At 53.4% G+C, this 15,884-nt stretch carries 18 protein-coding genes; all 18 read right to left on the bottom strand.

All coding sequences use genetic code 11. From position 1 onward, the window contains the following. Window positions 1-44 precede the first annotated feature (44 nt). Window positions 45-1,631 carry an extracellular solute-binding protein gene (locus tag HQN87_RS11295; protein WP_173132332.1) on the bottom strand — a complete coding sequence of 529 codons (1,587 nt, stop codon included), beginning with the start codon at window positions 1,629-1,631 and terminating at the stop codon, window positions 45-47. 99 nt (window positions 1,632-1,730) lie between these two features. Continuing rightward, a complete protein-coding gene (locus HQN87_RS11290; protein WP_173132329.1) occupies window positions 1,731-2,597 on the bottom strand; it encodes a carbohydrate ABC transporter permease in 867 nt (288 codons plus the stop codon). An 11-nt stretch (window positions 2,598-2,608) separates the two neighbouring features. Then, complete coding sequence (locus HQN87_RS11285; protein ID WP_173132326.1) at window positions 2,609-3,568, bottom strand: ABC transporter permease; 960 nt, start codon at window positions 3,566-3,568, stop codon at window positions 2,609-2,611. 263 nt (window positions 3,569-3,831) lie between these two features. After that, a complete protein-coding gene (locus HQN87_RS11280) occupies window positions 3,832-4,098 on the bottom strand; it encodes a hypothetical protein (RefSeq protein WP_173132323.1) in 267 nt (88 codons plus the stop codon). Window positions 4,099-4,230: 132 nt separating this feature from the next. Beyond that, on the bottom strand, window positions 4,231-4,560 hold the full coding sequence (locus HQN87_RS11275) for a DUF3139 domain-containing protein (RefSeq protein WP_173132320.1): 330 nt from the start codon (window positions 4,558-4,560) through the stop codon (window positions 4,231-4,233). 199 nt (window positions 4,561-4,759) lie between these two features. Beyond that, a complete protein-coding gene (locus tag HQN87_RS11270) occupies window positions 4,760-5,065 on the bottom strand; it encodes a hypothetical protein (RefSeq protein WP_173132317.1) in 306 nt (101 codons plus the stop codon). A 124-nt stretch (window positions 5,066-5,189) separates the two neighbouring features. After that, window positions 5,190-5,498 carry a hypothetical protein gene (locus HQN87_RS11265; protein WP_173132314.1) on the bottom strand — a complete coding sequence of 103 codons (309 nt, stop codon included), beginning with the start codon at window positions 5,496-5,498 and terminating at the stop codon, window positions 5,190-5,192. 188 nt (window positions 5,499-5,686) lie between these two features. After that, window positions 5,687-6,673 (bottom strand): SIS domain-containing protein, encoded by a 987-nt coding sequence (locus tag HQN87_RS11260; RefSeq protein ID WP_216857259.1) that lies wholly within the window; start codon window positions 6,671-6,673, stop codon window positions 5,687-5,689. A 156-nt stretch (window positions 6,674-6,829) separates the two neighbouring features. Next, a complete protein-coding gene (locus HQN87_RS11255) occupies window positions 6,830-8,287 on the bottom strand; it encodes an NAD-dependent malic enzyme (protein WP_173132308.1) in 1,458 nt (485 codons plus the stop codon). 42 nt (window positions 8,288-8,329) lie between these two features. Then, complete coding sequence (locus tag HQN87_RS11250) at window positions 8,330-9,529, bottom strand: MFS transporter (RefSeq protein ID WP_173132305.1); 1,200 nt, start codon at window positions 9,527-9,529, stop codon at window positions 8,330-8,332. Between the two features lie 24 nt (window positions 9,530-9,553). Beyond that, window positions 9,554-10,207 (bottom strand): amino acid ABC transporter permease, encoded by a 654-nt coding sequence (locus HQN87_RS11245; protein WP_173132302.1) that lies wholly within the window; start codon window positions 10,205-10,207, stop codon window positions 9,554-9,556. Continuing rightward, complete coding sequence (locus HQN87_RS11240; RefSeq protein ID WP_173132299.1) at window positions 10,158-10,892, bottom strand: amino acid ABC transporter permease; 735 nt, start codon at window positions 10,890-10,892, stop codon at window positions 10,158-10,160. The genes HQN87_RS11245 and HQN87_RS11240 overlap by 50 nt, the downstream gene beginning before the upstream one ends. Before the next feature lie 20 nt (window positions 10,893-10,912). Continuing rightward, the gene (locus HQN87_RS11235) at window positions 10,913-11,653 is read right to left on the bottom strand and encodes an amino acid ABC transporter ATP-binding protein (RefSeq protein ID WP_173132296.1); all 741 of its coding nucleotides are present in this window, start codon (window positions 11,651-11,653) and stop codon (window positions 10,913-10,915) included. A gap of 31 nt (window positions 11,654-11,684) precedes the next feature. Continuing rightward, window positions 11,685-12,587: a transporter substrate-binding domain-containing protein gene (locus HQN87_RS11230; protein WP_173132293.1), complete on the bottom strand. Its 903-nt coding sequence runs from the start codon at window positions 12,585-12,587 to the stop codon at window positions 11,685-11,687. Window positions 12,588-12,627: 40 nt separating this feature from the next. After that, window positions 12,628-13,056, bottom strand: coding sequence for a secondary thiamine-phosphate synthase enzyme YjbQ (locus HQN87_RS11225; RefSeq protein ID WP_173132290.1), 429 nt, complete (start codon window positions 13,054-13,056; stop codon window positions 12,628-12,630). After that, complete coding sequence (locus HQN87_RS11220; RefSeq protein ID WP_173132287.1) at window positions 13,044-13,916, bottom strand: amidohydrolase family protein; 873 nt, start codon at window positions 13,914-13,916, stop codon at window positions 13,044-13,046. Before HQN87_RS11220 ends, HQN87_RS11225 begins: the two co-directional genes overlap by 13 nt. 38 nt (window positions 13,917-13,954) lie before the next feature. Beyond that, on the bottom strand, window positions 13,955-14,740 hold the full coding sequence (gene frlD, locus HQN87_RS11215; protein ID WP_173132283.1) for a fructoselysine 6-kinase: 786 nt from the start codon (window positions 14,738-14,740) through the stop codon (window positions 13,955-13,957). Between the two features lie 322 nt (window positions 14,741-15,062). Then, complete coding sequence (locus tag HQN87_RS11210; protein WP_173132280.1) at window positions 15,063-15,803, bottom strand: UTRA domain-containing protein; 741 nt, start codon at window positions 15,801-15,803, stop codon at window positions 15,063-15,065. Window positions 15,804-15,884 lie beyond the last annotated feature (81 nt).

Raw genomic sequence — 15,884 nt, 5'->3', positions numbered from 1 at the left:
CTCCTCCTTCAAAAGCCTCCTCCGGCCGGAGGAGGCGGAACTGATTATTGTTGTTCCAGATAACGCGCGTAAGCCGTATTATAGATTTCCAGTACTTCATCCAGCTTCAGCTGCTCCAGCTGCTGAACGAATGCGTCATAGCTGCCCTCCACTGCCTCTCCGCCCATGAACCACTTCTGCGAAGTTTCCATCACATAGGTTTCGATCGGCGGGAACAGCTCCTTAATCTTCTTGTCTTCATCCAGGGTGAAGCTCAGCTGCGGCACCTGGTACTCCGGGGCGAAGTAGTTATTGTCCACATACATTTTCACGCCTTCGAGAGCGATCTTATTCGTCCATTGCTCTTCGTAGGCGAAATCCTGATGTCCGCCGATCGTCAACTGGGCACCGGTGGTCTTGATCAGATAATCGACTACAGCAGGCTCATTCAATACCTTCTCAGTGAATACCGGCTTGCCGTCCACCACCGTGTACGTTTCGCCTTCGATTCCAAAGTTATGCAGACGGCGTCCTTCTTCAGTCCACCAGAAGTCCATATAACGCAGTACAGCCGCCGGGTCCTTGGCATTCGCTGAAATCGCCCAGCCGGCATCGTTGCCCAGCGGATTACGCTTGGTTACTTCAAATACCTTGCCGGAAATGCTGGCCGGAGGTGCGATAGGACGCAGCGAGAAATTAGGCAAAGTCGGCTGGAGCTTGTTGTTGTAATTGGCGGTGCTGGCGAACCAGTCATGTACAGAACCGCCGGTATCATTCGCAAAGAGAATATCACGTGCGGTATTGCCGCGGGTGAAAATCTCCTTATCAATCAGCCCTTCCTTGTACCACTTAGCTGTCTCAGTCGCAGCCGTCTTATACTCCGGCTCGTTCGGCCCGTATACGATCTTGCCGTCCTTCAGCTTGAAGGACAGCGAGGCATCCCACAGCGGAAACAGGGAAGCGAAGCCGGAAGTAGCATTGCGGGAGAAGAAAGGCACCTCATCCTTCTTGCCGTTTCCGTTAGGGTCCTGTTCACGGAATGCCTTCAGCACCTCGTAGTACTCCTGAACCGTTGCCGGAGCCTTCAGCCCCAGTTTGTCGAGCCAATCCTGACGGATATACCAGCCCTCCTGGGCTTCCCCGTCAGACACGAACGGCACGACATAAATCTTGCCGTCTGAGGCAGTGATAGCACTCTTAACCGCCTTGTTCCCGTCCAGGAACGCCTTGAAGTTCGGAGCATTCTCGGCCAGCAGGTCATCCAGCGGCACAAGCGCGCCCTGAACAGCGATATTATTAAGTCCGGACAGCTGGTAAGCCACAATATCAGGCAGTTCACCCGAAGCGAGCAGCAGATTCCACGCCTGGGCATCGTCGCCTCCGGTCGGAGCTACATTCTTCAGTGTGACGCCGGTAGCCTTGGACGCTTCCTGAAAAATCGGCAAATCGCCGTTAATCTGAAGCGCCTGGCTATAATAATAGAAGTTAAGGTTTAGCGGTTCCACATTTGCTACCGGTGAAGCAGAGGCGGCAGGCGAAGCGCCTGAATCATTCGCTGACGGGGATGGGGCTGCCCCCTCATTGCCGCCGCAGCCTGATACCAGGACGGCCATAAGCGCTGGTGCAAGCAGCAGGCTTTTCATCTTTTTCATGTACAATAATCCTCCCTTTTAACTAGTATATCTTATCCCTTTTCTATGCAAACAAGTACGCCTTCGGTCAAGGCTTCCCTGGCGGCACCGCTACTAGCTTCAGCCCTTGATGGAACCGATCATGACTCCGTGTACGAAATACTTCTGGATAAACGGATAGAAGAGCATCATCGGAAGAACGGCAACCACAATCGTGGCGTAGATGACCGTTTCTGCAATCAGATAGGAGCTGTCTGTGACCATCATGGAATCACTCGGCTTCATCTGTACCACCAGACGGTTCAGCAGCACCTGCAGCGGCACCTTGTCCTCACTGCGCAGCAGCACCATAGCCCAGAAGTATCCGTTCCAGCGCCCTACCGCATAGAAGAGCGTAACTGTCGCCAAGGCAGCCTTGGACAAGGGCAGCATGATCTGCAGCAGAATGGTAGCCTCGCTCGCCCCGTCAATGCGGGCTGCCTCCTCCAGCTCTTCAGGAACAGACTGGAAGAAGGTGCGCAGGATAATAACATTAAAGGTCGAAATGGCGAAGCCGAAGATGATTGCACTCCGCGTATCAAGCAGGTCCAGGCTGCGGAAGTTCATATAGATAGGGATAATTCCCGCATTGAAGACAAGCGTGAAGGATATCATCAGATTGATCGCCTTCCGGCCTTTGAGCCTGCGCTTGGACAAGCTGTATGCACCGCAGATCGTAAGTACCATGCTGACCAGTGTACCTGCGACAGTGTAAAAGAGCGTATTGGCGTACCCGAGCCAAATGGTCGGCTCCCGGAAGACCGCCTTATAAGCGTCCAGTGTCGGCTCGACGGGGAACAGAATCACCCGGCCCGACACCACCGCATCCGGAGAACTGAAGGAAGCGGACAGCACATAGAGTACAGGGAACAGGACAATGATCATCAGAAGCGTCAGGAATACATAATTGAAGCGGTAAAAAAGCTTTTCGCCGCGGCTTTCTGTCATGATTTCTTCACCTACCAGAGACCGTTGCCGGTGTATTTTTTGCTGAGCCGGTTAGAGATTACAATGAGGAGCAGGCCCACAACCGAGTTGAATAATCCGACTGCTGTAGCCATGTCGTAACGGCCGTTCAAGATCCCTTCCCTGTAGACATAGCTGTTAATGACGTCTGCCGTCTCGTAGGTCGCAGGCTGATAGAGCAGAATAATCGCCTCATAGCCAACCTCCAGCAGACTGCCGATCTTCAGTATCAGCATGATCATGATCGTAGGCAGAATTCCCGGCAGGGTCACATTAAGCATGCGCTTCCATTTATTAGCTCCGTCTACCACCGCCGCCTCATAGAGATCCGTATTGATGCCTGCCAGCGCTGCAATGTAGATAATGGCAGAGAAGCCCATTTCCTGCCAGATGCCCATCGAGATGAAGATGGTGCGGAAATACTCCGGCACGGCGAGGAAATAAATTTTCTCGAAGCCCAGCTGCTCCAGCAGGAGGTTAACGATACCGTTGCCGGGTGCGAGCAGATTGGTTACGATGCCGCACACAACGACAACGGAGATAAAGTGGGGCAGGTAAGTAATGGTCTGTACCATTTTTTTGAACATGGCGTTCTTCACATCATTAAGCAGCAATGCCAGCAGGATCGGCGCCGGAAATGCGAATAACAGGCTGTACAAGCTGATCAGCAGCGTGTTCTTCAGCACCCGCAGGAAGTAATCACTCTGCAGGAATGTTTCAAAGTGGCTGAAGCCTGCCCACGGACTGCCCGCGATGCCCTGAAAAACGCTGTAATCCTTGAAGGCAATCTGCAGCCCGTACATCGGCTTAAAGGCAAACAGGATATACCATAATACAAAAGGCACCAGGATCGCATACAGGAACCAGTCCCTGCGCAGCGTTTTCCCCAGCCCCCCGGTCTTGACCGGCAGTGCCGGCAAGCCGTTCTGACTCTCCTTAATCCGAAGTTTCATCACTCTTCTCTTCCTTCCTTGGCTGCCTGCTCGGCCGCCGCTGTCGTAACTTTATTATAAGTAGCGGCACTGCAAGCCATAAGGCAAAATCCGATTGTAAGGGACGGATATTCAACTGTAACCGGGTTCACCCGGATTGCACGAGTGATCCGGAGGCCTGTGTACGCCACATTCTGCCCACAGCAAAAAACACCCGCATCAGGAGACCTATCTCCAGTCTGCAGGTGTTCGGGTAGTATCGTTTCTGCCAAGATCAGGATAAGCTAGTAGCTGCGGCTGTCCTGAACATGAATATAGTTAATGCCTTGCGCAGTCAGCTTGGAGCCGCTTGTATTCACGACCCGGACTGCTTTTTTGCCTTTGCCGCTGAGGGAGAAGCTGATATTATTAGCCAGTTTGTTCTCCACAATTTGTTCGAGCGCACTGTGGAATCCGCCAACCGTAATGCCCTCCAGGTTCTCCAGTACCGGTTCTTTGCCCTCTTCAATCGTCTTGAGAATTTGATAGATTAACGACTTGCTTCCGTCCATCCTGATTCGCCTCCTGCATCAATTGTGAGCGTTTACACAACACTAGCCTTACATGCGGACTTTTCCCTCTGTATATCTATTCTCTTATTCGACAACACAAAACTTTTACCTCTTTTTGGAATCTAATCTTCATTAAAAAGTCTCATCTATATGATTTCCGTACAAGCTGCTGACTCCAATCAGCCTGAACGCTCCATTCACTTTGGCATACGTATAATTCTGATTGGGTTCATCCTTATAGCGTACCTCCGCTTCATAATCGCCCGATTTGAAGCTGTAGACTCCCCGGATCTCCTGAATGACTTCTGCGGGGTAAGCTCTGGTATGAACCAGGTACTCCCTGACTTCGTTTGCGATTTGGCTTCTTTTATAAGGCAACCCGGTTAGCGACACATAGATTCCCCCGGCAACTATAGCGAGTACTACCCCAGCAATGGTCATAGTCCGGTTCGTAAGTCTCAAGCGATAACCCCCATTCAGTATTTAGTTTGTTAAGGCGGATGTGAAAATAACATTATTTAACATCCGACTTTCTATTTTAGCATACGGATTGTAGATCGACTACTATTGGCCCCCGTCCGGGGAATTCTGGTGCACTAATACCTTTCATTTGCTCATTTAGCCCCCGTCCGGGGAATTCTGGTGTATTAATACCTCTCATTTACTTATTTAGCCGCCGTCCGGGGATTTCTGGTGCATTAATACCTTTCATTTGCTCATTTAGCCCCCGTCCGGGGAATTCTGGTGTATTAATACCTCTCATTTGCTTATTTAGCCGCCGTCCGGGGAATTCAGGTGCACTAATGCTCTTCATTCGCTCATTTGGGCGGCGTCCGGGGAATTCAGGCGCACTAATGCTCTTCATTTGCTCATTTAGCCCGCGTCCGCTCAATTCAGGTGCACTAATGCTCTTCATTTGCTCATTTGGGCCGCGTCCGGGGAATTCAGGTGTACTATTGCTCTTCATTTGCTCATTTGGGCCGCGTCTGAGGAATTCCTTCCCGGATATTAAAAAAAGGCCCCGCCAAGGTGCCTCTTGCTCTACCGCTACTTCCCCGTTCGTTCAGCACATAGCCGATTCGTTGCCGGGTTCAACTTAGCGTCAGCCATGCCCAGCGGAACAGATAGCCCGCAATCCACAGCAGTGCTGCAATCACGATGAAGGCCACAGTGTATCCCCACCACCTTAGCGGCTTCTCCTTGTAGAATTTGAGAACCAGCAGCGAGGCAACAATCAGGGCTGCCGACGGGATGCCCAGTATTTGCAACAATATCGCATTCAGTATATCTAAGATCCATACTTGGTTAGACCACTTGCTTGACAGCAGAATGTATAACAACAATGCCGCGATATTCACCCCGATCGCGCTGATCCAGAGTATTCTCACAGGCTTAACCACGGTCCCACCCCCATACTCTATCTTATTACCCCCACACCGGAAGTTTGCAGCAGAGCAGGCACAATGACCGTAAATCGGCGCCAAGGCAATCCTTCCACACGTACAAACGGCGGACCTCCCAGAGCAAACTGCTCCGAGAGATCCGCCGCCTAAATTAAAAGCTCCGGTAATTCTCAGTCTGATGATTCTTAATAAGGTACTTTGAACATGTAACGGCGGTCTTCCAGCGGATGGTTGCGGGCCGCAGCCAGCTCAACCGCATAGACGCGAAGGATAAAGTTGAGTGCAAGCGGAGCAAGGTATCCCTTCATCTCTTCGTCCACGCCGGTCCAGTCCAGTTCTTTGGCGTCAAGCACCAGGAACTTCTCCCCATGCTCCTTCAGGAATTTCAATGCCCGCTCTTCCATCGGACGGGTCTCGTCAAGTCCCATCAACAGAATGAATGGCATTTGCTTGTCCAGAATCTCGAACGGTCCATGGAAGAATTCGCCGGCGTGAATCGCATGGGAATTGATCCATTGCATCTCCATTAAGATGCAGATTGCGAAGGAGTAGGCAATGCCGTAATTGGAGCCGCTTGCCATAGTGTAAATAACGGATTCATCTTTGTAGGCCGCAGCGAATTCTTTGCCCGGAGCCGTATAGTTGGTTTTGATGGACTTCATTATGCCATCGAGATGCGGCAGGCTCGCCAGCAGCTGCTCATACTTCTTGTTGCCTTCCTTAACGTACAGCAGGCCCATCGTCAGGCGATACAGAATCGCGTAGTTGGCGATCTCCGGATGCGGGTCAAGCTCGCCCGGAGGCGCCCAGCTGTAATTGACGATATAATCGGACTCGTCGGCCAGCGGCGCCGTCTCAACGTACATGAGGGAGACGGTCAGCGCGCCTTTGCTCTTGGCAAATTTCGCAGCTTCCGTTGTCTCCGGGGTCTTGCCTTTGTGGGAGCAGAGGATGACCAGTGAATTCTCGCCGAGTGTGCCCGGATTACGGTAGATGAATTCATTGGAGTTGAACACCTCGGCCGAGATGGATGCCGATTCACGGTCAATGAAATATTTGCTCGGATACATCAGGGCGGAAGAACCCCCGCAGGCAACCAGGAATACCCGGTTGATCGTTCTTGCCTTATAGGCCTCTAGAATTTGGTTCACTTGATCTTGCGCAGTTTGCAATACGTTCGCTACACTCACAGTTTCGTCCTCCCAGCTTTAACTTGTTATATGTTGTCTTATATATACTTATACATTCGTTGGCGCAAAATGTCAATGCCTTTTTTCTCAAAACCCTTCTGCTTCAGCCATGCCGGGGGCTGTCATCCAGAATCCTCTTCAACCCGATAGACCTGAAGCTGTAGGCACAACGCTCCTGTCTTCAGGTGTAAGACCGCGGAAATCCGGCGGCACCCGTCTTGCGGCTCCGGTCTGAATAGCCGCCCCGATAATGGCGGCTCTTACGTCGGCAACCACCCGTTCGTTGAAGATACTCGGCACAATGTACTGCTCGTCCAGCTCGGAGGAGCCGACGACTCCGGCGATCGCCCGCGCAGCCGCGAGCTTCATCGTCTCATTAATCCCGCTGGCCCGGCAGTCCAGCGCACCGCGGAATACCCCGGGGAACACCAGCACATTGTTGATCTGGTTCGGATAATCGCTTCGTCCTGTAGCGAAGATACGGGCATACGGCAGGGCCTCCTCCGGCGAGATCTCCGGCTCGGGATTGGCCATCGCGAACACGATCGGGTCCGCCGCCATGCTCCGGACGTCACTAGATACCAGTACTTTGCCGCTGGAGACACCGATAAACACATCCGCCCCTGCAATGACCTCAGAGAGTGTGCCGCCGCGCGAGCCGACCTGCGGCTGCATGCTTAACCATTGCCACATGGGCTGCTCGTAACAGCCTCCCCGCACAAGGGCACCCTCGCGGTCCACTGGCGTCAGCTGGCGCACCCCGGCAGCGAGGAGCATTTTACAGATAGAAACTCCAGCCGCACCAATTCCATTCACGACGATCCGGACGTCCTCCATCCGCTTGCCGACCACCTTCAGCGCATTAAGCAGCCCCGCCACTACGACAATAGCCGTGCCATGCTGATCATCATGGAACACCGGGATATCCAGCTCCTCCTGGAGACGGCGCTCGATCTCGAAGCAGCGCGGAGAGCTGATATCTTCGAGATTGATGCCCCCGAAGATCGGACTGATCGCCAGCACGGTGCGGATAATCTCCTCCGTGTCCTGCGAATCGAGACAGATCGGGAAGGCGTCAACATCAGCCAGCTGCTTGAACAGCATCGCCTTGCCCTCCATCACAGGCGCAGCTGCATAAGGACCGATGTTCCCGAGACCCAATACGGCTGTGCCGTCCGTAATCACAGCAACCGTGTTGCGCTTTATTGTGAGCGAGTAGGCTTTCTTCGGGTCCTCGGCAATGGCCGAACACACTCTGGCCACCCCTGGCGTATAGACGCGTGACAAGTCATCGCGGTTCTTCACCTGCATTTTGGGCTGAACCGCGATTTTGCCCCCGAGATGAGCCAGGAAGGTCCGGTCCGACAGATGGATAACCGAGATGCCATTCATTGCCCGGATCGCGCCGATCAAGGCTTCACTGCCTTCCTGCCCGGCCTGTACCGTAATATCCCTTATAGAAGAACCGGCCCCGGAACTGACCGCATCAACGGCTACGATGTCACCGCCGAACCGGCTGACCGTCTGGGCCACCTCGGCGAAGGAGGTCCGCTCATGATTGAATTCCATGCGAAGCATCAAGCTTTCATATCCCATCCGCGTCTCTCTCCTTCTGTCCTGAATTGAACTTAAGCGAACTTAGGTTGTGAAATTACGCAGCCGCTCAGCCTGCGACCGGCCCAGTAATGCGAAGCCCGCTGCCCCGATCACGCTGAGCACAGCTGCGCCGCCGAACAGAAGCCGGTAACCGCCTGCTTCGATGACATAGCCTCCGATATTGCTTGCCGTAATCCCGGCAATATTGGTGTAGACGATGATGAAGAGCGAATGCGCCGTTGTCTTCGTATGCGCCGGGCTTGTGTCGTAGGCATAATTAATGCCTGTCGCCAGGAACAGCGCATAGGTAATGCCCGACAGAACCTGATTCATCATCAGAATTCCGAATGCCGGTTCCAGCGAGAGAATGTACCATCGCAGCGCCCCGGCCAGGGACACCAGCGACAGTGTGCGCACATAACCCAGCCTGCGGATAATGACGCCCGAGAAGAGGAAGACAGGGATCTCCGCGATCGAAGAGATCGTGTACAGGATGCCGAGCTTGCCGGAAGCCTCCCCTCCGAGGTGGCTGATATATACCGAAAAGAATGCATTGTTCAGCTGCGGGCCGATCGCCGCAATGAACACCGGGATGAGAAACAGCAGAAACCGCCGTTCCTTCAGGAGCGGCAGCATTTCCCTGAACAGCCCTCCCCGCCCGGCCGGCTTCTCTTCATCGTCCCGCTTCCGGGTGTATTCGGTATCCAGCAGGAAGCTGAGCGCACACATCAGCATCATTGCCGCGACATAGCCGGGAAACATCACCCACAGGCCGTATTTGTCATACAGGAGACCGAACACTGTGACGGACAGCCCGAAGCTAACCGAGCCGACGACCCGGATCGAGCCGTAGCTGAGCGCATTCTTCTTCGCATGACGGACGGTTACAGCGTCTACAACCGGGAGTGTTGCCGAAGCGAACACCGCCAGCACGATCGAGATGCCGACATAAGCGGCATAGTGTTGACCAGCGAAGGAATACAGCAGCATCACCCAAGGAGTGATGCCCATACTGACAATGAGGACCTGCTTGGCAATGCCGTAATAATCAATCAGCATCCCCCATACGGGCTGCATGAGGAAGCCGACCAGCGGGCCGATCGAGAAGATGAATCCGATCTGCTGTGCGCTGAGTCCGTTCTCCGCGAACCAATAGCTTAAGAACGGCAGATAGGACGCATAAGCGATATAGAAAAAATAGTTATACACATGCATCGAGTATTTCCTGATGCCTCTTGCCATAGGCGCCTCCCTCTGTATCCGTAACTAGCGGTAGGACCGTTCCAGACGTTTGGCCAGCATGGATAGCGGGAAACAAATGACGAAATAGACAGCCAGCACCAGCGTATACATCTGCGATGCGACCGATAACCCCTCCATCAGCTCCACACGTTCAATGACGAGTTGAACAGACTTGAGAAAATCCTGGTTGCCGATCAGCACCGACAACGAGGTGGATTGGATCAGATTGGACATCAGCCCGATGACCGAGGGCAGCATCCGGCGAACCGCCTGAGGCAGGATGACGTAACGCATCGTCTGGACTGTGCTTAGACCAAGGGCGACGCTTGCTTCCGTCTGCGCCTTCGGAATCGACTGAATCGCACCCCGCACCGCAACGGATATATTCGCGCTGCTCCACAGGCTAAGCGCAATCATGGCGGAGATGTAGCTGTTTACATGGACTCCAAGCTCAGGCAGCAGGAAGAATACAAGGAACAGTGTAATGAGGATAGGCAATCCGCGGAACAGCTCCGCATAACCCCTCATGGTGAGCGACAGTGCCTTGTGATTCGACGTCTGCAGCACACCGGCCAGAATACCGAGAACGAGGGCGATACCCAGGCAGCTCAGGCTCAGCAAGAGGGTATTAATCAGCCCGTCGAGGAGAAAATTTAAGTTTTTGGATAATACCTCCATTGATGCCCCCGCCTTTCGTCGTCTTGGTCTTGTAATCCAGCTTGCGTTCGATGATCCGGAACAGATACGAGGTTCCCCAGATCAGGATCAGATAGATAACAGCGATTGTCGCCAGCATCTCATAGGTCTTGAAATCGTAGGCGATCCGGTCCATGGCCATGAACGTCAGCTCAGCAACTCCAATACTGGTCATATAAGCCGAGTTCTTGATCACGGAGACGGCGGTGTTGCTGAAGGCCGGGAAGCTGATACGGAAACCGAGCGGGATCATGATGAAGCGGACAATCTGCCATGTACTCATGCCAAGTGCCTGGCCGGACTCGATCATGGCGTGGGGAACGGCATCCGTGCCCCCGCGGAAATTCTCCGCCGCGAACGCGCCTCCCCAGAGAGAGAGCGCGATAATGCCGACAGCGACAGCCGATAATTTGATCCCTAATGCCGGTAGGACAAAATATAAATAGAATACATGCACAAGCAGCGGCGTATTACGGATCAGATCGACGTAGACCACTACAATCTGCGACAGCACGGGAATGCCAAGCGTCCGGATGACTGCACCGCTCATGCCGATGATGAGCGAGACGGCGATGCTTGTCACGCTGATCAGGACGGTCATTTTCAGACCCGTCAAGAGCAGCGGCAGCACATCAAGGATATAACCGAAATCGAAACTCACGACCATGCACCTCCTCCTGGTGTAGACTACATGGCGTTCCGCAGGAACTGGCGGGTACGCTCTTCCTGCGGATTGCCGAATACCTGCTCTGGCGGGCCCTGCTCTACAATCACGCCCTGATCCATGAAGATGATCCGGTCTCCGACATCGCGGCCGAAGCCCATCTCATGGGTGACAATCAGCATCGTTGTGCCGCGGGCAGCCAGATCCTTCATTACATCCAGTACGTCGCGGACACGCTCCGGATCAAGCGCGGAGGTAACTTCGTCGAACAGCAGCACCTCAGGGTTCATCACGAGCGACCTGGCGATGGCCACCCGCTGCTGCTGACCGCCTGACAGCTGTGCCGGATAGCTGTCCTCCTTATCCAGCAATCCAACCTGATCGAGGAGTATCCGGGCTTGCGGCAGCACCTCGGTCTTCGAGCGGCCCTGGACCTTCACGGGAGCGAGCAGCAGATTCTCCATCACCGTCATATGCGGGAACAGGTTGTAGCTCTGGAAGACCATGCCGATACGCTGGCGGACCTTCTGTATCGCCTGGGGCGTATGCACGATCTTCTGATCGTCGATATACACCTCACCCCCGTTGATGGTTTCGAGCCCGTTGATACAGCGCAGCAGTGTGCTTTTGCCGGAGCCGCTCGGCCCGATGATGACGATAACCTCCTTCGCATAGACATCGATATCGACACCACGCAGGATTACATTCGTTCCATATTGCTTCTGCAGATTACGGATCGACAATTTCGGTTGACTGGTACTCATGCTGTTCCCTCCTCGGTTTGCCCGTAGCCGGTTACGGCCGCGGAATCATCTGCATCGGATCGAGATCTCCTGCCTGCGGCAAATATTCCTCAATCAGTGTCTTGAAATAATCTTCCTTGCGCATCTGCTCCAGTGCGCCGTTAACGAAATTCAGCATATCCGCCTCACCCTTGCGCACCCCAAGTGCCATTGGAGCAAAAGCGACCTGGTCGCCGATAATCGTATAATCCGTCGAAGTCTTCACGAATTCGGACATCAGCACCGCATCATGGAACATCGCATCCGCCCGTCCGTCCTTCAGCGCGCGGAACGCATCGGCATTGCTCTCTATCTTGATTTGTTTGGCTGTCGGCACATGCTCATCGAGGTAAGTCGAGCCTGTGGAGCCTTTAATCACAATCACGGTCTTGCCTGCCAGATCCGGGATCGCCTGGATGCCGCTGTCCTTCTTCACGACGGTCACAACGCCGCCGTCGAAGAAGTTCGTAGAGAAGTCAAGCTGCTGCTTGCGTTCTTCGGTCACCCCGAGCGTAGCGGCGATGAAGTCGATTTTGTTCGAATCGAGATACGGGATACGGTTCGTCGCGTTGACCGGCACGAATTCAACCGCATTCGCGTCACCGAACGCATACTCGGCCATCTTCTTGACGACACCGATCTCGTAGCCGGCATTCTTCCCGTTCTCGTCCAGGTAACCGAGCGGCGGATAGTCGTTCTTCACGCCGACCACCAGCTTGCCGCGTTCCTTGACGGCTGCCGGAGGGGCAGGTACATCGGCGGAGGGTGCTGCCGCTGCTGCGTTGCCGGATGTTGCTGTTGCTGCTTCGCCTGTTTCCTTCGCCTGGTTTCCGCAGCCCGCTGCGAAGACCATCACCGCCATCGACACCATCAGCATCCATTTGCTCATTCCCGACTTGCCCATCAAGTTTCTCATTCTCCATCCTCGCTTTCATTCGCTCATAAGTTAGGTGTGCTTACTCCCCGATGACCTGGATATAGACCTTGCGGCTCTTCGGCCCGTCGAATTCCGCCAGATAGACATCCTGTGCATCGCCGGAGATCATCTGCCCGTCCTGCACGACGAACAGGCAGGAGTTGCCGGAGATCATTGATTTCAGATGTGACGGCGAGTTGCTGCCCGTTGCCCCGTACGAAGGGAGGAAGTGGGCATGGGCGTAAGGGAAATCCTTCGGCGCAAGCCGTTCGAGCAATTCTTCAATATCAGTCTCGACGCATTCCAGCCCTTCGTTGATCATAATGCCCGTTGTTGTATGGGCCGAGATGACGGCCGCGAGCCCGTTCTGCACTCCGCAGTCTGCAATGAACGAACGGATCTCCTCTGTAATCTTGATCATTTGGAATTCCGCTTCCGACCGGATGACAAGTGTCTTTAGTTTAACCATGGCCGTTCGTTCCCCCTTTCTCCAAGAAAGACCTGTGCATTGCCGCCAAGAATTTTCCCCAGCGTCTTCGGCCTGAAGTCCATCGCCTTAAGCGCCGGCAGCAGCCGTTTGGCTTTGAAGCGGGGGCTGTTCGTGCCGAACATGACCTTATCGTTCAAGTTACGCTCAATCCAGAGCGGGCCCATATTGGTCTTAAATACCTGCTTATAGAAATCCAGAGCATTATCCATGTGGAGCAGCGAAGTGTCGGTGAATACATTCGGATATTTCAGCAGCAGCATCACCGTCTCGTGCACCCACGGCCAGCCGAAGTGGGCCAGGCACATGCGCAGGTCCGGATACGCGATCGCTACTTCCTCGAAGTTCAGCGGGTGCGAATACTTCGCCGGTGCGTCCGGCTCCCAGCTCATACCGGCATGGAACAGAATCGGTCTGTTGTACTGGAGGCACAGCTCATAGATTGGCTTCAAAATGTCGTCTTGCGGATAAAATTTCTGCTTGGACGGGTTCAGCTTCAGTCCCTGTAAGCCCAGATCCCGGAAGGCATATTCCAGAATCTCCGCCGCATCGCTGCGGTGCGGATCGACGCTGGCGAAGCCGATGAACCGCTCGGGGGCAAGGTCAACGATGTGCTTGACGTCCTCATTGGTGACAATCCAGCCCCCGCTCTGCGTCGTCAGATCGAGAGGAAGCAGAATGGAGCGGTCAATTCCGTTATAGTCCATTTCCTGGAGTACAGATTCAAGAGGGCTGGGAGACTGTTTGAAGATGCCGAACTGCTCCTTGCGGTATTTCAGGATCTCTGTGTCTTCGCTGATTGCTTTGTAGAATATCGGGTGGGTATGAACATCAATGATCAACGGGTCCTTCCGCCTTTCCTCCGGCGTTGCTTCGCCGGTTAGTAGGGTTCAAACTTCGATACGACTTCAGAAGCCGTTCTTGCACCTTGCTTAAGAGATTCCTGGATGGTCCAGCCGCTTAGCTGGCCGTACATGAAGCCTGCGCAGAATGAATCTCCCGCGCCTACCGTATTGACCACTTCAGCGGGTACAATGCCTTCCCGGTAGAACGTCTCTCCGTCATACGCCACACTGCCTTGCTCGCCCAGCGTTACAACGACAATGCGCGGCCCTTGGGCATGAGCCCACCGGATAAACGCTTCCATCTCACTGTCCTCCTGAAGATAAGAGAAGAAGGCATAATCGGTATGGGGCAGGATCGGCTCTGAAATATGGCGTGCCGTGCGTGTAGAGAAGTCATAGATAATCTGGACGCCCTGGCTGCGGAGACCGGCAAGATGGTGGTTAATCCGGCCTGACAGGTTCGTATGAATGGCCTGATGCTGAAGAATGAAGGCCAGATCGGCTTCGCTTAAGCCAAAATCACCCATGACCCCTTCGACCTTCTCCTTGTGGACTCTGTCGTTACCATTCAGATCCATGCGAAAGATAGCTGTACGCCCCTCTTCCCGGGTATGCATGTGAGATACATCAATCTGTTCTCCGCGAAGCTTGTCCAGCATAAGCGCTCCATAGGAATCATTGCCGACTACACTGACCATTGATGCGTCTGCACCTAACCGGCTCATGTGAATAACGAAATCGACGCTGTTCCCTGTGGGATACAACCGGTCTAAATTCTCGTATACGTCTATACAACAAAACCCAACACCTGCAACCTGCATATCGTCCCCCCAATCCTTAATAAGACAGCATAAGAGATAAGATTGTATATGTTGTCATATTATAATATATACCATCAAGAATTAAGCAAGTCAACGAAAAAATCAAATGTAAATGCTTTCTTTGTGTTATATATATGTTACATATTGCGAATTCTCTTGAAAAAACGCGCAAAAAAAAGGTTCATGTGATTATTCATCACACAAAACCTTTGATTAAAGCCTATCTATTGGCTGATCCCCGTCTCTCTGCCTGATCCCGGCTTGGCAAGCTGCAGCAGACCCGTGACAGATTCAGACGGATGAACATGGCGGGTAGCCGGTGTTAGTCCTGGCCGCGTTTGCCCGTGTTGATGGTGAAGATGACTTTGCTCGCCACATAGATGGATTGTGAATAATGAAGCCGCCGGTCCTGGTTATCGTAGGTGATTTTGTCGAGCTGATAGAGCGGTGTTCCCCGGTCGCAATGGAATAGATTACATTCAAATTCCGTTGCCAGAATGACTTCAAGGGTCTTCTCGGAGTACGTAGGCTCGATGTCGTAACGGTTCTTCATGATCTGATAGGTCGAAGGCGATTCGCCTATGAACTTCTCGAACTCCGGCATCAGGCCGAGGTGGAAATAGGAGACCTCGATGATAAAAGGCTGATTATCAATGAAGAGCAGCCGCTGCAGCTTCAGCACCGGATCACCGGGCTTGATGCGGAACGTCTCGGCCAGCTTCTCATCCGCCGGGATTACCCTATTCGATAGAATCTGGGCGCTCGGTGTCTTCCCCGAAGCCGTTGTCATGTCCGAGAAGCTGCCAACGGAGATCAGCTCCCGCTTCTCCTTCAACTCGCGTACATAGCTGCCCTTGCCTTGCTGGCTGTGCAGTACGCCTTCCTCCACCAGATCGGTGATCGCCCGGCGTACCGTAATCCGGCTTACCCCGTAGGTACTGCCGATCTCAGCTTCAGGCGGCAGCTTCTGGCCCGGCTGGTAGACGCCCTTTTGAATGTCCTCTTTGATAATCTGCTTTAACTGCAGGTATAGCGGACTTTGACTGGATACATTTAATTTCATACCGCGACTCCTTTAACGTCCTAATCAAACCACGTTTATCATATCATATGTTGTCATATGTACTGTTCACTGTTTGTTATC

Origin of the sequence: Paenibacillus tritici (genome assembly GCF_013204885.1) — a bacterium.
Taxonomy (GTDB): domain Bacteria; phylum Bacillota; class Bacilli; order Paenibacillales; family Paenibacillaceae; genus Paenibacillus_AQ; species Paenibacillus_AQ tritici.
This window is presented reverse-complemented; position numbering and strand designations above follow the sequence as displayed.

Excerpts from the sequence above, each read along its gene's own strand:
- frlD (WP_173132283.1), bottom strand. The coding sequence starts at position 14,740 with ATGCAGGTTGCAGGTGTTGGGTTTTGTTGTATAGACGTATACGAGAAT.
- HQN87_RS11230 (WP_173132293.1), bottom strand. The coding sequence starts at position 12,587 with ATGAGAAACTTGATGGGCAAGTCGGGAATGAGCAAATGGATGCTGATG.
- HQN87_RS11295 (WP_173132332.1), bottom strand. The coding sequence starts at position 1,631 with ATGAAAAAGATGAAAAGCCTGCTGCTTGCACCAGCGCTTATGGCCGTC.
- HQN87_RS11235 (WP_173132296.1), bottom strand. The coding sequence starts at position 11,653 with ATGAGTACCAGTCAACCGAAATTGTCGATCCGTAATCTGCAGAAGCAA.
- HQN87_RS11285 (WP_173132326.1), bottom strand. The coding sequence starts at position 3,568 with ATGAAACTTCGGATTAAGGAGAGTCAGAACGGCTTGCCGGCACTGCCG.
- HQN87_RS11245 (WP_173132302.1), bottom strand. The coding sequence starts at position 10,207 with ATGGAGGTATTATCCAAAAACTTAAATTTTCTCCTCGACGGGCTGATT.
- HQN87_RS11250 (WP_173132305.1), bottom strand. The coding sequence starts at position 9,529 with ATGGCAAGAGGCATCAGGAAATACTCGATGCATGTGTATAACTATTTT.
- HQN87_RS11280 (WP_173132323.1), bottom strand. The coding sequence starts at position 4,098 with ATGGACGGAAGCAAGTCGTTAATCTATCAAATTCTCAAGACGATTGAA.
- HQN87_RS11270 (WP_173132317.1), bottom strand. The coding sequence starts at position 5,065 with ATGAAGAGCAATAGTACACCTGAATTCCCCGGACGCGGCCCAAATGAG.
- HQN87_RS11240 (WP_173132299.1), bottom strand. The coding sequence starts at position 10,892 with ATGGTCGTGAGTTTCGATTTCGGTTATATCCTTGATGTGCTGCCGCTG.
- HQN87_RS11210 (WP_173132280.1), bottom strand. The coding sequence starts at position 15,803 with ATGAAATTAAATGTATCCAGTCAAAGTCCGCTATACCTGCAGTTAAAG.
- HQN87_RS11225 (WP_173132290.1), bottom strand. The coding sequence starts at position 13,056 with ATGGTTAAACTAAAGACACTTGTCATCCGGTCGGAAGCGGAATTCCAA.
- HQN87_RS11255 (WP_173132308.1), bottom strand. The coding sequence starts at position 8,287 with ATGGGATATGAAAGCTTGATGCTTCGCATGGAATTCAATCATGAGCGG.
- HQN87_RS11290 (WP_173132329.1), bottom strand. The coding sequence starts at position 2,597 with ATGACAGAAAGCCGCGGCGAAAAGCTTTTTTACCGCTTCAATTATGTA.